Raw genomic sequence first — 17130 nt, forward strand, 5'->3', positions numbered from 1 at the left:
GTGTTGCTAAGATAGTTATTTTATTTAATTAGTAACCTTTTTCCTTTTGAATGACTAGTAAACTCTGAGGCATACATACTTTGAATTGTTGTAATACCATTGCTGAAATTTCCTGCATTATTTATACGAACATCATATTCAAATACATATATTCCTTTAGGTAAACGCTCAAAAAAGAAATTTGTTGCAGCATCTTTTGTGCTTTCGTAGTATCCTAAACCATCTTGCCACTTGTATTGTGATAATACATTAATTGGTTCAACTCCACTTGCTCTCATATCTTTCATATGAACAAACTCCATATTTCTATCCGAACGAAGTTCAATTCTAACAGTAATTAAATCTCCAACATTTAACTGTGTGTTTTCTGTAACTTCTTGGAGTTGCTTACCAGTATTAGTATTAACTTTTTTAAATAGTTTTTTATTTAATTGTAAAGGAGTTTTAGCAGAAGTAATTTTATCTAAATTTTCAAAATACTGCCAATACAATCCACCCCAAGCAATACCTTTTCCTTTTTTAGAAATACTAACAGTACTCATGTTAGGAGTGATTTCAGAACCATTCCATGAAGTTTTAAAATAACCAGTACCTGCTTCAATTTTTGTATCTTCTAATTTAGAAGGATTGATAGTTTGCTTTCCGATTTTCACATCCACCATATCAGTTACCGAGATCCAATCATTACCTTGTAATAATAAAGCATATACAGCCTCAGTAGTTGCTTTGGTGGTTTTCCAACGATTGGTTTGTTTGTTTTTTAGTAACCATATTTTTAAGTTATCAATCGTTTCTGTGTTATTTTCAATTTCTGAAAAAGCTTCAATTAACAACGATTGGGTTTCAATAGGTGCTTGGTGCCAATACCAACTTGGTTGATTCTCTTTCCAATACATTCCTAATTCATCAGAAGTAACACTGTTCTCTCTTAAAGATTTTAAAATTTTAGAAGAGATTTGTGTATTACCATTTCTAAACTGTAGCAGGGAAATTTGTCCTTTTCCGTATAAACTAAACTCTTTCCAGTAAGTTGCTGTTTGACTTTTATAGTATTCAAAAGCGGTTTTAGTTGTATCGTTAATTTCAATATTAGTATAAAAAGAACGCATGTATAAATACTGAATAATGAAATAGTTTAGATGGTTTTTCTTTAAGTACTCAGTATATTTTTTTTGACCTTTTTCAGCTTTAATACGTTCAGCACTTTCTAATAACTTCTTGTAGGTATGTTCAATTTCAGCATCTAAAAAGTGGATAGCATCCATAAGCATTTTCTGTAAAGAATCATCTTTATTATCAATACCTAATTTTTGTAAATGTCCAAAACCAGTAGCAATATGATTTGTGATATAAACATTAGGATTGTCATTCCCTTTAAACCAAGGGAATCCTCCATTGTTTAATTGCATTTGCAATAGTTTATTAATGGCGTTTTGTTGCTCGTTTTTCATTTTGTTTAAATCAAATAACAAAGCAATACGCTTCTTTTGTTCGGTTTCAGATTGAGCATCACGTAACCAAGGAGTTTCTTGGATAATCAATGATTTTAATTCTTGATTCTTTTCTAAGTTACTCAACAAAGCATCTGAAGATTTCCAAGTATTGAACACCTCTTGTATTCTTGGATTTGAATTTGCGATATGACTAGCGAGTGTGTTTGCATAATAACGTGCAAAGGTTTGTTCACTACATTCGTATGGATATTCCATTAAATACGGTAAAGCTTGCACAGCATACCATGCAGGGTTTGAGGTAACTTCTAACGTTAATTTATGGTGACTGAGCGTAGTCGAAGTTTGATTTTTAAGCTTATCTAATGTAAATGTTTTGGTTTGATTTGAACGAACCCACATAGGTAGCGTTTCTGTAACCAACATTCGGTTTGATAATACTGGTAACACATTTTGTTCACCGTCTGAAAAATCTCCTGCCTTGGCAATTACTTTATATTGAATTGCTTGATAAGTATCAGGAATTGATAAGTTCCAAGAAACCTGAGTGTTTCCGTTAGAATCAACACTGAAAGATTGATTTTTCGTAGAATTGTTTAACAAGTTGATTTCTTTTCCTGTAATAGCGTCAGTTAATATAAGTAACGCTGTCCCTTGTAAGTTTTTTTCAGAGATGTTAGCTATTTTGGTATTTAATGTAATTTGATCTCCTTCTCTTAAAAATCTTGGAGCGTTAGGTATTACCATCAACTCTTTTTGAGTTACGGTAGTTAATGTTTTGGTAGCTGATTGCAATTCTTTTGTGTGTGCTAGTAGCTGCAACTTCCAACGTGTTAAAGCTTCTGGAGTGGTGAAGCTAAACGTGATATTCCCTTCTTTATCAGTTTGTAAAAGCGGATAGAAAAATGCAGTTTCTTGTAAGTTTTTACGAATTTGTACGCCGTCTAAAGAAACTTTTTCTTCCTCTGTCTTTTTTATACCTAAAGCAGTAGCTACTACTTGATCTAGTAAGTTTTCTTGAGTATCTAAAAGAGTTTCTTCTTCAACAATCTCTCTTTCAGGTGAAGGTTGCATTTTGGAACTCATGGCTAAGCCTCTTAAAGGAATATTTCTATTCATTCCGAAGTAAAAACCAAACCAATTTAATTGGTCGTATCGTTGAGTTTTAAAAGATGAAGGGTAGTTATTATTAAAAACTCTGAAACGTTCATTACCAAAACTTTGATAAGCGTTAGCGTAACCACTTTGTGAGTAATATGTTGAAGTTGAGATAGGTGAAAACTCCCAATTATGAGGCTTAAATTCATCTAAAGAGGCATCATACATACTCGCTAAGACCTCTGCTGCGACTTTGTTTTTTTTATCGTTTTTAATAGTAAAACTCCATGTTTCTTGGGTTCCAGGTTGTAATTTATCTCTAAACGTATTAGTTTCTATAGTAATGCTATCTTGTTCATTTGGAACAGAAATAGGAATCATTCCACTTACGAAACTATTGTAATTCACAAAGTAATATTTGATAACAAACCCACCAACATCTTGTTTTGTAACAGGAACTTCAATTGTTTTAAGTTTGTTGTTTAAATGAATAAGTTTGGTTTCTACAATAGCGTGGTTTTTTTCTGTTTGAACTATAACCGTTGCATCTTTTGAGGCAGAACCAATTTGTAATGCTACTATATCATTTGGTTTGTATGTTGTTTTGTTTGTTTTGTACGTGAATAATTGGTTATCAGTTACACTTTTTTCTTTTTGATCGATTATAGTAAAACGAGCTTTGTCGGTAACTTTTTTTCCAAACTCATCTTTGGTGTCTAGAATAAGAATATACTTTCCCGAAATCCATTTTTTATAGTTTGTAAGCGTAACTTCTTTCGAGTTTTGTGTGTTGAAAGTTTGCTCAAATACTAGTTTCCCTTTTTTCCAATTTAGAGGACTTTGTTCTTCCGAAGTATAAGCATCATGAGGAAATAAGTTTCTAAACTCACTTTCTGAAATATCTTGATAATCTGGAGTATTCCAAGGTCTTTTACGTAAAGGGTTTTTAGGTGCCTGAAGTTTATAAACTTTTATATTTCCTTTTGCAGGAACAAACTCACCATTTAAGTTTTTACTTGAAACTTCAATTGTTGTTTCCTTGTCTGATTTATGTATAGTAGAAGGAGCTTGTATAGTAGCAAGTAATGCATGATATCCTACTTTTACAATAGAGGTTGCAGAGCGAGTTTCTCCATTAATATCGGTTACATCAGCAGTAACTTCATATTCAAAAACAGGTAAGTTTTCTTTGTTTACACTTTCATCAGGTAAAGCTTTAAATGTAATTGAAAAGTTACCTTGTGAATCAGTTATTAATTCACCGTGTGTAATTTCTTGTGCTTCTGAAGTAAACTGAGGTTTACGCCAGTACCACCAAATAGGATATTGTACTTTACGATGCACGCGATATACTACTTTAGCATCTGTGATAGTTGATCCTGCAAAAGCTTTTGCAAACCCGTTTACTGTAATGCTATCATGTAACTTATAGGTTTTTGTTACAGGTTTAAATTCTGTTTCAAACTTAGGACGCTTATATTCCTCAACAGAAATACGAGTAATGTAGTCTTCATGTTCAAAATCAAAATCTATAGTATCATAAAAGATACTTTTTTGCTTTTCACTCTTATCAATAGAAAACCAATATTCGCCTGTTAACCCTGTACTAGGTAATATAATTTCTCCTGAAGCCGATCCGTATTCATTTAGTTTTAGATCTAGTTTTTTTACTGCTTCTCCATTGACATTATTTAATGTTATTTGAACAAACTCATTGGTGAATGGAGTTGATTTGTCTTCCGTTTCTTTAATAAAAATAGTTTTAAAGTATACAGTTTGTCCTGGTCGATAAATGCTCCTATCTGTAAAAATAAAGGGCTTTATAGAGGTATAACTATCATTTGCAGTTGGAGAGACTTGTTTTTGATATTTATTTAGGTAGTAGTTACCAAAAATAGCAGTATCGTTTTTGTATGTAACTGTAACATACACATTACCATAACTATCATCACTTTTAAAAGAAGCAAAACCGTTTTTATCAGTTGTTAGTTTTTTGTGAATTGATTTTCCATACCTACGCTGTTTGTTTTGTAACAATAACTCAGCATTTTTAATTGGTTTTCCATTGTTTCTATCAACAACTTGATAAGTTTTTATACCATTATTGCTATTTTCAACTAAAACTAAATTGGTTGCTTGTAAATGAGCAGTAGCATATAAATCTTTAGAATTTAAAGTAGTATTTTGATGTGTTACAATTAAATAATTTCCTTGAGTTAATTTAGGAAGAACTACTTCAGTTGTGTGTAATAAGTAATCTTTTTCATTTCGTAAATTACTGTTCCATGAAGTAGCTTTTGTAAGTTTTTTTATAAAGTTAAAGCGTTCTTCTTCCTTATAAATCTTTTGAAACTCTTCTAATTGTTTTTGGTCAATTTTATAAGCAGAGAAGTATAGTTTATCAATATTCTTATAAGTAATTAGTAACCTAGAGTGAGATTGAATAGGAACAAACTTTTCAGAAAGAATACTTAGCGATGTAGTTTTGATTTGTAGTTGTAGATACTCAGATTTTTCAGCAGCTAAGCTTTTAGGAAATTGTTCAATAACCTTTTTACAAATAGCAAGTGCCTCTCTGTTTTTAAAACGAAACTCTTCATTTTTTTCAGCTTTATAAGATTCAGCTTGTTGATTATAAACTCTGGCTATTTCATAGTTATATAATCCAGAAATTTCATTGTTTTTATAATTACTAACTGATGCTTTTAGCGTTTGTAAGAGTAATTCTTGTTTGTTATTTAAAGTTGCGTGTTGGTTAACAAATTGTAATCGTTGAATATCTACATCAGCACAGGCATCGAGGTTGTTGTTTTTTAAATGAAAGTTTATTAATTTTTGATAAATTTTCAAGGCATTAAATTGTAATGATAAATCATCTTTCGTGGTAAGGTTTAATCCAGAAAACTTGTTAGCTTCACTTAGGTATAAAGCGTCATCAACTTTAAATTGATAAGTAGGTTTTGTAATATTAGTTTCTGTGGTTTTATAAAATCCTAAGGAATTGTGAGCTAAAAAATCAAATAGGGTAGGGCGGTATTTTTTTGAGTCCTTTTCTGTTTGAATAATATCTTTAAAAGTATGAATAGCTGTTTTTTGTAGTTCAGATTCATTTTCTAAAGAGTTTTGATAGTGGCAATGAATTTCTGCAAATAGCGTATTCAAATCCCATGTTCTAAAATCATTTTCATCAACTTTTTGTTGTGTTTGGGTACGATTGTAAAACTTCCATCTGTTCTGATTAAAATATTGCCAGTATAAGTTTGCTAATACATTTTCTAGCACATTTTTTGTTGGAAAATTACTTTTATTAATTTGTTGTTTAAACTCATCAATAATTTTTAATTGTGCATTTTCTTCTAAAGTTAAAGAGTACTTACTTTTATAAAATAATGATTTTATAATCTGAGGAGCATTATTACTTTTTTCAGCTTTATCATAAATAGTATTTACTATTTTTAAAGCAGATTTTGGTAAGTTATCTGCCTCAAACTTGTGAACTTTTTCCCACAGGTTGTTATAGTTTTCTTGGGCGTGTACTAATGTTGAAAATAAAATCATTAGTAAAACGGGGGTTATTCTTTTCATCTATCTAAATTTTTATATTTTTTTGATACTAGTCGTGAGTATACATATATGAACAAAGCACTAAAAAATAGTGGTTTTTTACAAGTTGAAGTTTGTAAAGGTACTATTTGAGTGAGTGAACATAGCTATTTAAAGAGTTTCGATTTAAAGATACTTAAAATTCTCACTTGGTTTTGTATTTTTGACGCTTATATCACAGATAACAGTACTATGAAAATTCACTTTATAGCTATCGGCGGTAGCGCAATGCATAACTTAGCAATCGCATTACAACAAAAAGGATACCAAATTACGGGTAGTGACGATACTATTCATGATCCGTCAAAAACTCGTTTGGCAAATAAAGGTTTGTTGCCAGATGTGTTTGGTTGGTTTCCAGAAAAAATAACTACCGATTTAGATGCTGTAATTTTAGGAATGCATGCAAAAAAAGATAATCCTGAGCTGTTAAAGGCGCAGGAACTTGGAGTGAAAATTTATTCGTATCCAGAGTTTTTGTATGAACAATCTAAAGATAAAACACGTGTGGTTATAGGTGGTTCTCATGGGAAAACAACTATAACTTCGATGATTCTACATGTGTTAAATTATCATGATAGAGAAGTGGATTATATGGTAGGTGCACAGTTAGAAGGTTTTGATACTATGGTGCATTTAACAGAAGAAAATGAGTTTATTGTTTTGGAGGGAGACGAATATTTGAGTTCTCCTATAGATATGCGTCCGAAGTTTCACCTGTACAAACCGAATATAGCGTTGTTAAGTGGAATTGCTTGGGATCATATCAATGTGTTTCCAACGTTTGAAAATTATGTAGAACAATTTTCAATTTTTACTGATTCTTTGACGAATGGTGGAATTATGGTGTATAATGAGGAAGATGAGGTGTTAAAAGAGGTTGTTGAAAGTTCAAATCATCCAATAAAAAAATACCCTTATAAAACTCCTGAATGTTTTATTGATAATGGAATTACTTACTTGGAAACTGAAGAAGGAGATTTACCATTAGAAATTTTTGGAGAACATAACTTACAAAATTTGGCAGGAGCAAAGTGGATTTGTCAACACATGGGAATTGATGAAGATGAGTTTTATGAGGCGATTGCTAGTTTTAAAGGTGCAAGTAAACGTTTAGAAAAGATTGCTGAAAATTCTTCAACAGTTGTGTTTAAAGATTTTGCGCATTCACCATCTAAAGTTAAAGCAACTACTACTGCGGTTAAAGATCAATATTCAAATAGAACTTTGTTAGCATGTTTAGAGCTACATACTTATTCGAGCTTAAATGCTGAGTTTTTATCAGAATACAAAGGAGCTTTAGATAAAGCAGATAAAGCAGTGGTTTTTTATTCTCCACATGCTGTAAAGATTAAACAGTTGGAAGAAGTTTCAGCAGCACAAATAGCGAAGGCTTTTGAACGTGACGATTTGATTATTTATACAAATCCAGAAAAGTTTAAAGAGTTTTTATTCAATGAAAACCGTGAAAATACAGCTTTGTTATTAATGAGTTCTGGTAACTACGGAGGGTTAGATTTTGATGAGGTTAAGGCTTTGGTTAATTAAAAAAACTTATCAAATAAATATTTTCTATACTTTTTTAAATAAAAAGATTTTAAAATAACAGAAAAGCGATGTTTATATAAAAAATATAGGTCCCATTTTTTTTTGTTATCAGCACTTTCTTTTGGGTTGTTAATGAAAAAAAGTACTTTTTTGATGTAGCTCTTAGTCTTATGTGTTTTTACATATTCGAGTGATTCAGGAGAGCCAAAAATATAATTAGTAATAGCAAGAAAGTTTTTTAAATAGTCAGATTCAGAATGATAAAACTTGTTTAAAACTGTCTTAATCGAAGCTCTTTTAGATAACATATAAAGATCATAAGAGTTTCTTAGAGAGATTGTTTTAGTCCATTGAGCTTTCTCGTTAATTTGCTTGTTAAAACAAGTTAAAAGAACTTGATTTTCATACGAAAGGATATTAATGTTATTCGTCAGTTTTTTTAGGCTATTTTCAACAAAATTATAGTCGAATCCTTTTTCATTTGTAATCATTTTATAATGTACTTCAACGGCAGCAATTTTTTCTTTTTTGGTTATTTTTGGGTAATGCCTATTTAAAACTGTATTATCTAAATAATCAGAAGTCTTCTCTTTATACCCATTTTCTTTGAGAATATTAACAGTAAGCTTAAACTTTTCTGGATTGACTAAAAAATCAATATCACCTACCATACGTTCAGCGATATCTTCATATAGGCCTTCTAATAAATTACCTGTTCCTTTTAAAAAAATAGGGATAATATTATTTGAGAGTAGGAGTTCGTTAATTTCTTTGGCTTCTGCAATAATTTGTTGATTACGCTCTCTGTTTAAGTCAGTAATATGTTTCATATACTCGACTAAATCTGTAGGTAGGTATTGCAAAAAATTTACACGGTTTAAGTTACAATATAATGCAGGGAAAACATAGTGGGTTGTACTTACTTTAACTACAGCTTCCCAGTCAACCAATCCTGATTTAATTTTCCCTTCAACTAAAGCTCTATTGTTTTTTTCGTGAGTAATAGTTAAACACTTGCCAATAAATAATAAGGTGTCTTTATAATTCATTAGCAAATAGTTTTTTTACAGTTTCAATCATTTTTTCATTATTAGAATAGGTTAATTGGTAACAAGGTAATTTTTCAAACCAATCTAAAAAGAGCTCAGCATTTTGAGGTAATGGAGATAACCAAGAATCAGGAACCAATTGCTCGAATGCTGTAATGTTTGAAATTTTATTAATGATTAAGTCACTATCTTTTTGATATTTAATAAAAATTAGAGCTTTGCAAGGAGTTTTTAGCAAGTAATCATGGTTGTTTGTAGGTAAGTAGCGGACAATTTTATTTAGTTTTTTAAAATGATATTCAGCAGATGTTTTTAATTCAGGATAAATTGGAAGTAGTGTTTCTAAACTATTCTTTTTAATAGATATGGCAGAAGGAAAGCTGTGTACATTTAAAGAGTTATCAATAGGTACAAAATCATCGGCTAAACAAGTAAAACCATTGGCTTGTAATAATGCTAATGAAGTACTCTTTCCATTTCCAGAATCACCTAAAAATAAAATAGAATTATTGTCCTTACTAACTGCGGAAGCATGAAAAACTCCTATCCATTCATTTTCATTTTTTTGATGTATTTTTTGCACTAGTTCCATTGAGAATTTTCCTTGGAAGTAATGTACTTCTTTTAAACTCCATGTACCAATAAGGCTATCGTCAACAGAAAAAAAAATAGATTTAGAATCATTATACACTTCAAAATGATGGTGTGTTTTGACTGTTTCCTGAATTTCTAAATGAGCAAATTTTGGGTGTATTAAAAAGGCTTCAGTATTAGATGCGTAGCTTACTTTAAAATGTAAACTATTTATGCTATAGTATTTTACAACTTTAAAAGTCTTAGGTTTAGTTACAGGTATTAGCTTTTTATCGTTTTTATTTTCTGAAGAAATAAGTAAAGCTTCAATATCAGTAACAAGTTCTACTGCTTGTTGGTAAGGTATGTTAACTTGCTTTATTACCTGATTAATAATTTCTTGTTTATCAATCTTTTTATCTAAAAGAGATAGTGTTTCTGCTATCAAGGGGTCTACAACAAGATATTCATTATTGTCTTGAAACCAAATAATTTGCTTATTCTCTATTTGTTTACTAGTCATGTACTTGTAAAAGTAATAAAACCTCGAGATGTTCTCGAGGTTTTAGAGTGAAATAATCTTTTGATATTAAAACCCATCTCCTGGCCTTTCAGGGCTCTGTGCCTGTGCTTTTTGTGGATTTAAGATCATATAAGTCCCTAATGCTGTTAAAGCTGCATATTTACCATAACTCCCTATTTTTTTTATAGCCTCTTTACGAGTAATGTCTTTAGAACTTTTATCAGTGTTTTTTATGTCTTTTTTCATGATTGCTCGATTTTGATAGCTTACTTATTTTAAAATTACTTTTTTAGAAACCTCTCCTAAATTAGAATTTAGTTTTACAATGTATACTCCGGAAGCTACGCTAGGGATACTTACTTTACTAACTCCGTTAGAAATTATGTTTTGATTTATAATTTCTTTACCTAAGATTGAATATACAGTTATATTCGCTTTTGTTTGTAAACCAGTAATGGTTATTTCATCCTTAGAAGAACTATAAATACTAACATTATCTAAAGAAGATTCAATAATTGATGTTGGCTTTTCTGAACTTGTATGTAAATAGAACTGCCCAATACTATTTGAATCTTTGTTAAGAGTAGTAGTATAATTTTCCTCAGATAGATTAGTAAAAACGTTATTTATTCTATCTTCTAAATATACTTTAAGATTTGCTGGTATATTTTTAGTATTGATTGAAAAAGTTACCTTTTCACCGCTTAAAGCCCTTAGACCAACAGGAATTACCATGTTCTCATAATCATTATTTGGTAAGGTTTGAATAGCTAATTGTTTTCCTTGGTTATTAGTTAGTAGCTCAGTAAAAACAGCTAAGTCAGAAGTATCTTCTCCAAACATTTTTGAATCATAACTTCTATCATATCCCGTAGTTTTTCCTGAAGCATAAAAAACTTTTGTAGATCTTTTGATATCGTCATTATTAACAGATAATTCAATTGAAGGAATAGGTTCTTGCCTCATGAATGTATCTGAATTTTGATGACTTTGGTTAGAGAAAGCAAAGATAAGATTGTTACTTGCTGCAGCTTCCACAAAGAATCCTTGACCTGGAGCAATTTCTATGTCATCAATCGCATTCTTAGTTATATATTGTGAGCCATTCCATAGCCAAATAGTTTCCTCGGTAAGTATAGCTGTATTCGCAGCTGCAAAATTAGCAGAGTTAATGTAAGATGTATACGGATTCCCTACAAGGTTATAATTAGTTCTACTACCTGTAGAAATAGCTTTAGCAATATTAGAAGTATTTGCTGTTCCACTTATTGAAACATCTCCAGGAGTAGCTAACTTAATAGAAACACCTGTTCCATTAGTTACTGTTCCTGTATTACCACTTTGAACGTATAACCATGCAGGCCCAGTAATATTGCTATAAGGAGCTAACCCTAAATTACCACCAGTTCCGGAAGCTAAGGTATGGTTAGCAATAATATCTTCTAAAGTTTCACCAGCAACAGGAGGTGATACTAAGTACCAGTTTGTAGTTGGTAAACTTCTTTTATAAGTTACAGTACCAGTAACGGTACTTTGTGGTATAAATGAAGCTCCGTTATTAATTGTTAATGAATTAAAAGTAACTGCCGAAGAAGCGGTTGGGTAGTTTGTTAAACTAGAAGGTATAATAACATTAGCATTGGTTGGGGGAACTACACTAGGACTCCAGTTTGATGCTGTATTCCAATCGTTATCAGTAGATCCTGACCAAGTTACGGTTTCTATACCCACTAAAACATTGGTGGTGCTTCCTACACTGTTTAATGTCAAAACAGCATCGTTAGAAGCATCGTCTTTTAACGTCCCTCCATTTGCAGCTAATGTACCAACAGCTATACCATCAGTATCTGAATCACCTGATTGTACTGTGTATCTAAAAACTAAGGCACTAGTTCCGCTTCCGCTTTGGTAAACTGCTTGACGCGTAGTTGCTCCAATAGTGATAGCTATTTGAGGAGTTCCCCCTGTAGTATTTACAGTTATATTCTCATCAAAATTTACAGTAAAGTCCAAGTTTTGACCTGTAAGATAATTACCGTTTGCAGGAACACTAGCACTTGTTACAGTTGGAGCAGCAGCATCTACTAAAACAGCGGCTGTAGAACCTACACTATTTAAAGTTAGGTTTGCATCTTTTCCACCAGCATCTTTTAAAGTGCTTCCATTTGCAGCTAACGAACCAACAGCAATACCGTCAGTATCAAGATCTCCTGTAAGAATTGTGTGTCTAAAAACTAAAGAACTTGTTCCGCTGCCACTAATATAAGTTGCTTGGCGTGTGGTAGCTCCGATAGTAATAGCTATTTGTGGTATTCCTCCTGTAGTATTTACAGTTACATTTTCATCAAAGGTTACGGTAAAATCTAAATTTTCCCCTGTTACATAAGTAGCATTGGCAGGTACACTCACACTAGAAACAGTAGGTGCAACTGCATTTGAAATTACAGTTGTAGTGTTGTCCGTATCATCAGTGGTACCATCATTAATAACTACTGTAAAAGTGGTTGTTTCTGAAGTAGCTGTTCTGTTGTCAGTTGGGTTGAAAGATAAAGCTCTTAGTTTTGACTGTAAATCAGTAGGTGTAGTACTAGCTATAGTATAAGGACCACTACCAGAAAGTCCCGTACCTGTTAATAATCCTTTTGCATTATTATCTAAAGTAATAGTTGCTGATAAGTTATCTCCATCAGCATCTGTGGTAGTAATACTAGAAAAAGGAGAAATTGTACTATTATCATTCACACTTTGACCAGCAGTTGTTCCTCCAATTACTGGAGCTGTATTTGAAACAGCAGACGTAACTATCATTTCATCTATAGAGAATCCTCCAAAAATTTCAGTATCAGGTGTGATAATTAATTCGTCAATATCAGAAAATGAACCAGTTGTAGGAGATGTAAAGTCTATACTTATAGCAGAATTATGAGTAGGTGATACTAAACTAAGCGTACCAACTACAACACCATTTTTTTTACCAGTGAATGTAAAATCAATAATAGTACCGCCTACAGCTTGCTCGTAAGCAAATTGAATTGATGTTATACCTACTTCACCTCCACTATCTGTTGATAATGTAGCTGAAGACACTGCTGAACCACCATTACCGGCCCAAGCTAATACAGCATCAGTAGCTCCGCCAATAGCATTAGTACCGACTCCATTCCCACTTGTAGCTAAGGCAAGAGTAATATTTCCATTTGATGTACTAGATATATCAAAGTTGTTTAATAGAGAACTAGCAGATTGATCTGCACTAGGATCTGTACCAGTAGCTAAAATTGCTGTTGATGAACCAAATTCCATAGTACTAGGAGTTTGAGCTCTTAATTGGTTGTTTGCGAACAATAGCACAGAATAAACAATTGCATTCAAAAAGAGTTTGAAGTAATAATGTCTCATTTTATTTAGTATATGATTGGTTAATAAATATTAAAGCTATTTTATAGATAAAACTCTAATGATTTCCACTAGAGTTTTATTTTATAAGTGAACTGTAGTAAATAAGTTAATTTCTAGAAGGAAAAATACCTACCAAAGCAATAATATAATTAATAGCTAAATAAGGCTGTACATTAGTATGTGGTAGGTTTCCACCTGTGTTAAGTATATTTAAACCAGCGTTAGCACTAATAGTTTGTCCATTAACAGTATTGTTAGCTGGCCCATAAGCATTTACAGGTGTTGCACCAATACCAGATCCAAAACTTGCGCCAGCAGGGACATCTCCTGCTTGAGGAGTACTACGAATACCAGCATCAGCACTTAATTGAATATGTTGGTCAGCTGCTGTGTTATTTTGAGTTGCATGATTATGACTTGGCATTTGAGTAATGTTTAAGGTAACCGTTTCTACACCTCCTCTTTGCCCTAATCTATAATCACTTAAGCCAGGACCATTTCTAGGTCCTATTGGGGCTCTACCTCTTAAATCAGGTAAAGCAAAAGTTGTTCTTCCGTCACCTCCGTAAGTGGTGCCTAAAATTGAAAATAAAGCTGTGTTTTGAGATATTGCTAATAATTGACCATCACAAAACGCCCAACCTCTTGGAGCGAAGTTTCCTCCGAACATAACAATTTCTCCGATAAATGGATCCATAAATAATAAAGTTTAGTAGTTAATGTTTAGAACAACAATTTAGTAAAAAAAACAATATGCTTCATGTAACTATTTAATTATTTGTTAATTACAGTGTTGGGGGCAAGCTTGTGAAATTACTAAATGTTGAATATTTGTTTTCTAAAATCAAATTTAAAAACAAACTGAACTAAACTTTCATTCTATTGTTTAAGCGTGTTTGATTGATATGCGAACGTATATTTTTAAGGTATATACGTTTAAGGAGGAATGTTATTTATTGGTAAGTGTATTAGCTAAGTTAGTTTTTTCTCCAAAAAAATGGAGTCAATAAAATTAACACGGTAAATAGTTCTAAACGACCAATTAACATTAAAAAAGAACAAAACCATTTTGCGCCTGCTGATAAATGGTTAAAGTTGTCAACAGGACTAACACTACCTATTGCAGGTCCAATGTTTCCTAATGAAGAAGCACATGAACCTAAAGCAGACTTTATATCTAAACCTAAAAGGGCTAGTACAACAGTACCAATTATAAAAATCAACATGTAGAGTACAAAAAACGAAAGTATGTTAAATATAATGGTCTGGTTTACAGCTTTACCATCATAACGAACAGGTATTATTGCATTGGGGTGTAACGATTTTTTAAACTCTAAAAAACTATTCTTCAACATAATAATGTGACGAACAATTTTTACTCCTCCAGATGTAGATCCTGCCGATCCTCCTAAGAAAAATAAAGAGAAAAATATAGCTGTAACAAAAAAGCTCCACATAGTAAAGTCTGCTGTAACAAAACCAGTTGTGGTTACTACAGAAATAACGGAGAATAAAGAATGTCTTATAGCACTTTCTACTTCACCCCATACTTTAGGATGCTCTATACTGGTTTGTAGGTTTGAATCCTGAAAGAAGATAATCATTAAAGCTACTATGGTAGATATTCCTATAATTCCGAAGAAATAGTATTTAAATTCTTCACTTTGGATAACTTTTCTAACTTTTCCTTTTAAAGCAAAGTATGTAAGTACAAAGTTAGTTCCTGCGATGAACATGAAAAATATAATGATATATTGAATAAGTGGAGTTCCATTCCAATGAGCTACACTAGCATTTTTGGTAGAAAACCCACCTGTACTAACGGTTGCCATAGCGTGGTTTATAGCATCAAACCAAGTCATTCCAGCTACTTTTAGTAATAAAAACTCAATAGCAGTTAATAATACATAAATTAACCATAAACGTTTTGCTGTATCAGTAATTCTTGGATGTAGTTTATCAGCAGAAGGTCCTGGGGCTTCTGCCATAAAAAGTTGCATACCTCCAATACCTAATAAAGGTAAAATAGCTATGGTAAGTACAATAATTCCCATACCACCAATCCAGTGTGTACAGCTACGCCAAAATAAAATACCTTTTGGCATAGATTCAATATCTGTTAAAATAGATGACCCTGTTGTTGAGTACCCTGAAATTGTTTCAAAAAAAGCATTGGTAACACTTGGAATACTTTCTGTAAGTAAATATGGAAGCATTCCTGTAAATGATAGAGTAAGCCATCCTAAAGTAACAATAAGGTATCCTTCTTTTTTATGGATGTTTTTATTATCAGGTTTATTAAAAAAAAACAGCAAAGATCCAATTGCAATGGTAATAATACCAGCATTTAATATTCCTAACTTTGCTGACTCATCATAATAAAAACTTAAGGGTAGAGCAAGCCACATAAATAATCCGTTCAGGATGGCAGTAACTCCTAAAAAACGATAAACTAATTTAAGGTTAAGGCTTTCCATTACTTGAATAGGTCTTCTACAATATTTATGGCTTCAGGTAAACAAAAAACAATGGCTTTATCACCACTTTGCATTTGAAAATCACCAAAAGACATTAAGGCTTCTCCGTTTCTAATTACACCACCAATAATAGCTTCTCTAGGAAAACGTAATTCTCTAATTATTTTTTGAGTTACTTTAGCTCCAGGATGTACTTCAAATTCAAAAACTTCAGCATCAACATTATGTAGGTTGGCTAAAGCTACTATTTCACCTTTTCTAATATGGCGGAAAATATTACTTGCAGCAATTAACTTTTTATTAATTAAAGTGTCAATACCAATAGTCTGAGAAATATTAATATAATCCATATTCTCCACTAAAGCTACTGTTTTTTTTACACCTTTAGATTTTGCTACTAAACAAGACATGATATTAGTTTCAGAGTCTCCAGTAACTGCCACAAAAGCATCCATTTCTCTAATACTTTCTTCCTCTAATAATTCTAAATCTCTACCATCACCATAAATGACTAATGTATTACGTAGGTCTTCAGCAAGTTGTAAAGCTTTATCTTTATCTTTTTCTATTAGCTTTACTTTAAAATTATCTTTACAAAGTTTTCTCGCTGTTTTTCTTCCAACACGGCTTCCTCCTAAAATCATCACATTTGTAATGTCGATATATTCTTTTCCGATAATAGGATATAGTTTATCAATACTATATTTAGGAACAGAGAAATATACTTGATCATTTATTTTATACTCAGTATCTCCACGAGGAATAATTGTTTGAGAAGTTCCTTCACGTTTTATAGCAATGGTTATAAAGTCTACTAAACAAAATTTTTCTTTAGTTTCCTTAACTGTTAGATCAAGAATAGGAGATTTATACCCAAGAGTTGTTCCCATTATGTTAAAAACTCCATTTTCAAAGGCAACTGTATCGTTAAAAGAAGATTGGTTAAGTAGTGATTTAATTTCTTCAGCAGCTAACTCTTCTGGAGAAATCATAAAATCTACACCATAATCTTTAAAATTAATACAAGGATTGTTTAAAAATTCAGGGTTACTAATTCTAGCAATTGTTTTCTTTACACCTAATGCTTTACCTATTACAGAAATAGTAAAGTTTGTATTAGGACTTTCAGTTACTGCTAATAATAAATCGGCAGAGCTTACACCTATTTCTTTCAATAGTTTTATAGAGGTAGCGTCTCCTTTTTTGGTGATAACATCTAAATGATTGTTTAGATATTCTAATTTTTCACCATCAAAATCGACTACATATGTGTCTTGTGCTTCGTAAGAAAGGAGTTTAGCCAAATGAAAACCAACGTCTCCAGCCCCGGCTATAATAATCTTCATATTAAAAATTAAAAAAGATAGAGTGCAAAGATACTGTGCTTCTTTTGGTTGTGCAAAAAATGA

At 31.7% G+C, this 17130-nt stretch carries 9 protein-coding genes; 1 reads left to right on the forward strand and 8 read right to left on the reverse strand.

Annotation, left to right across the window (positions count from 1 at the left end; all coding sequences use genetic code 11):
• Nucleotides 1–20: 20 nt before the first annotated feature.
• Nucleotides 21–6134, reverse strand: coding sequence for an alpha-2-macroglobulin family protein (locus tag ACTPNM_RS05965; RefSeq protein ID WP_440121002.1), 6114 nt, complete (start codon nucleotides 6132–6134; stop codon nucleotides 21–23).
• Nucleotides 6135–6344: 210 nt separating this feature from the next.
• Between ACTPNM_RS05965 and ACTPNM_RS05970 the strand changes: the two genes are divergently transcribed.
• The gene (locus ACTPNM_RS05970; protein WP_440121003.1) at nucleotides 6345–7700 is read left to right on the forward strand and encodes a UDP-N-acetylmuramate--L-alanine ligase; all 1356 of its coding nucleotides are present in this window, start codon (nucleotides 6345–6347) and stop codon (nucleotides 7698–7700) included.
• Here the strand turns inward: ACTPNM_RS05970 and ACTPNM_RS05975 are convergent.
• The 7 genes from ACTPNM_RS05975 to trkA all read right to left on the reverse strand — a co-directional run bounded on the left by ACTPNM_RS05975 (nucleotide 7697) and on the right by trkA (nucleotide 17067).
• A complete protein-coding gene (locus tag ACTPNM_RS05975; protein WP_440121004.1) occupies nucleotides 7697–8749 on the reverse strand; it encodes a nucleotidyltransferase domain-containing protein in 1053 nt (350 codons plus the stop codon). The two genes, ACTPNM_RS05970 and ACTPNM_RS05975, sit on opposite strands and share 4 nt — an antisense overlap.
• Nucleotides 8739–9845: a hypothetical protein gene (locus tag ACTPNM_RS05980; RefSeq protein WP_440121005.1), complete on the reverse strand. Its 1107-nt coding sequence runs from the start codon at nucleotides 9843–9845 to the stop codon at nucleotides 8739–8741. Before ACTPNM_RS05980 ends, ACTPNM_RS05975 begins: the two co-directional genes overlap by 11 nt.
• Before the next feature lie 66 nt (nucleotides 9846–9911).
• Nucleotides 9912–10091, reverse strand: coding sequence for a hypothetical protein (locus ACTPNM_RS05985; RefSeq protein ID WP_440121006.1), 180 nt, complete (start codon nucleotides 10089–10091; stop codon nucleotides 9912–9914).
• Between the two features lie 24 nt (nucleotides 10092–10115).
• Entirely contained in the window at nucleotides 10116–13244 is a 3129-nt protein-coding gene (locus ACTPNM_RS05990; RefSeq protein ID WP_440121007.1) for a T9SS type A sorting domain-containing protein, read from the reverse strand.
• A 106-nt stretch (nucleotides 13245–13350) separates the two neighbouring features.
• Nucleotides 13351–13941, reverse strand: coding sequence for a phage tail protein (locus tag ACTPNM_RS05995; RefSeq protein ID WP_274639379.1), 591 nt, complete (start codon nucleotides 13939–13941; stop codon nucleotides 13351–13353).
• A 280-nt stretch (nucleotides 13942–14221) separates the two neighbouring features.
• Nucleotides 14222–15721: a TrkH family potassium uptake protein gene (locus tag ACTPNM_RS06000; RefSeq protein ID WP_440121008.1), complete on the reverse strand. Its 1500-nt coding sequence runs from the start codon at nucleotides 15719–15721 to the stop codon at nucleotides 14222–14224.
• On the reverse strand, nucleotides 15721–17067 hold the full coding sequence (gene trkA / locus ACTPNM_RS06005) for a Trk system potassium transporter TrkA (RefSeq protein WP_274639381.1): 1347 nt from the start codon (nucleotides 17065–17067) through the stop codon (nucleotides 15721–15723). The genes ACTPNM_RS06000 and trkA overlap by 1 nt, the downstream gene beginning before the upstream one ends.
• Between the last annotated feature and the right edge of the window lie 63 nt (nucleotides 17068–17130).

It is taken from the genome of Tenacibaculum sp. Ill, from assembly GCF_051938915.1.
Taxonomy (GTDB): domain Bacteria; phylum Bacteroidota; class Bacteroidia; order Flavobacteriales; family Flavobacteriaceae; genus Polaribacter; species Polaribacter larymnensis.

Coding starts and splice junctions, on each gene's coding strand:
- ACTPNM_RS05990 (WP_440121007.1), bottom strand. CDS start 13,244: ATGAGACATTATTACTTCAAACTCTTTTTGAATGCAATTGTTTATTCT.
- ACTPNM_RS05975 (WP_440121004.1), bottom strand. CDS start 8,749: ATGAATTATAAAGACACCTTATTATTTATTGGCAAGTGTTTAACTATT.
- ACTPNM_RS05970 (WP_440121003.1), top strand. CDS start 6,345: ATGAAAATTCACTTTATAGCTATCGGCGGTAGCGCAATGCATAACTTA.
- ACTPNM_RS06000 (WP_440121008.1), bottom strand. CDS start 15,721: ATGGAAAGCCTTAACCTTAAATTAGTTTATCGTTTTTTAGGAGTTACT.
- ACTPNM_RS05965 (WP_440121002.1), bottom strand. CDS start 6,134: ATGAAAAGAATAACCCCCGTTTTACTAATGATTTTATTTTCAACATTA.
- trkA (WP_274639381.1), bottom strand. CDS start 17,067: ATGAAGATTATTATAGCCGGGGCTGGAGACGTTGGTTTTCATTTGGCT.
- ACTPNM_RS05980 (WP_440121005.1), bottom strand. CDS start 9,845: ATGACTAGTAAACAAATAGAGAATAAGCAAATTATTTGGTTTCAAGAC.
- ACTPNM_RS05985 (WP_440121006.1), bottom strand. CDS start 10,091: ATGAAAAAAGACATAAAAAACACTGATAAAAGTTCTAAAGACATTACT.
- ACTPNM_RS05995 (WP_274639379.1), bottom strand. CDS start 13,941: ATGGATCCATTTATCGGAGAAATTGTTATGTTCGGAGGAAACTTCGCT.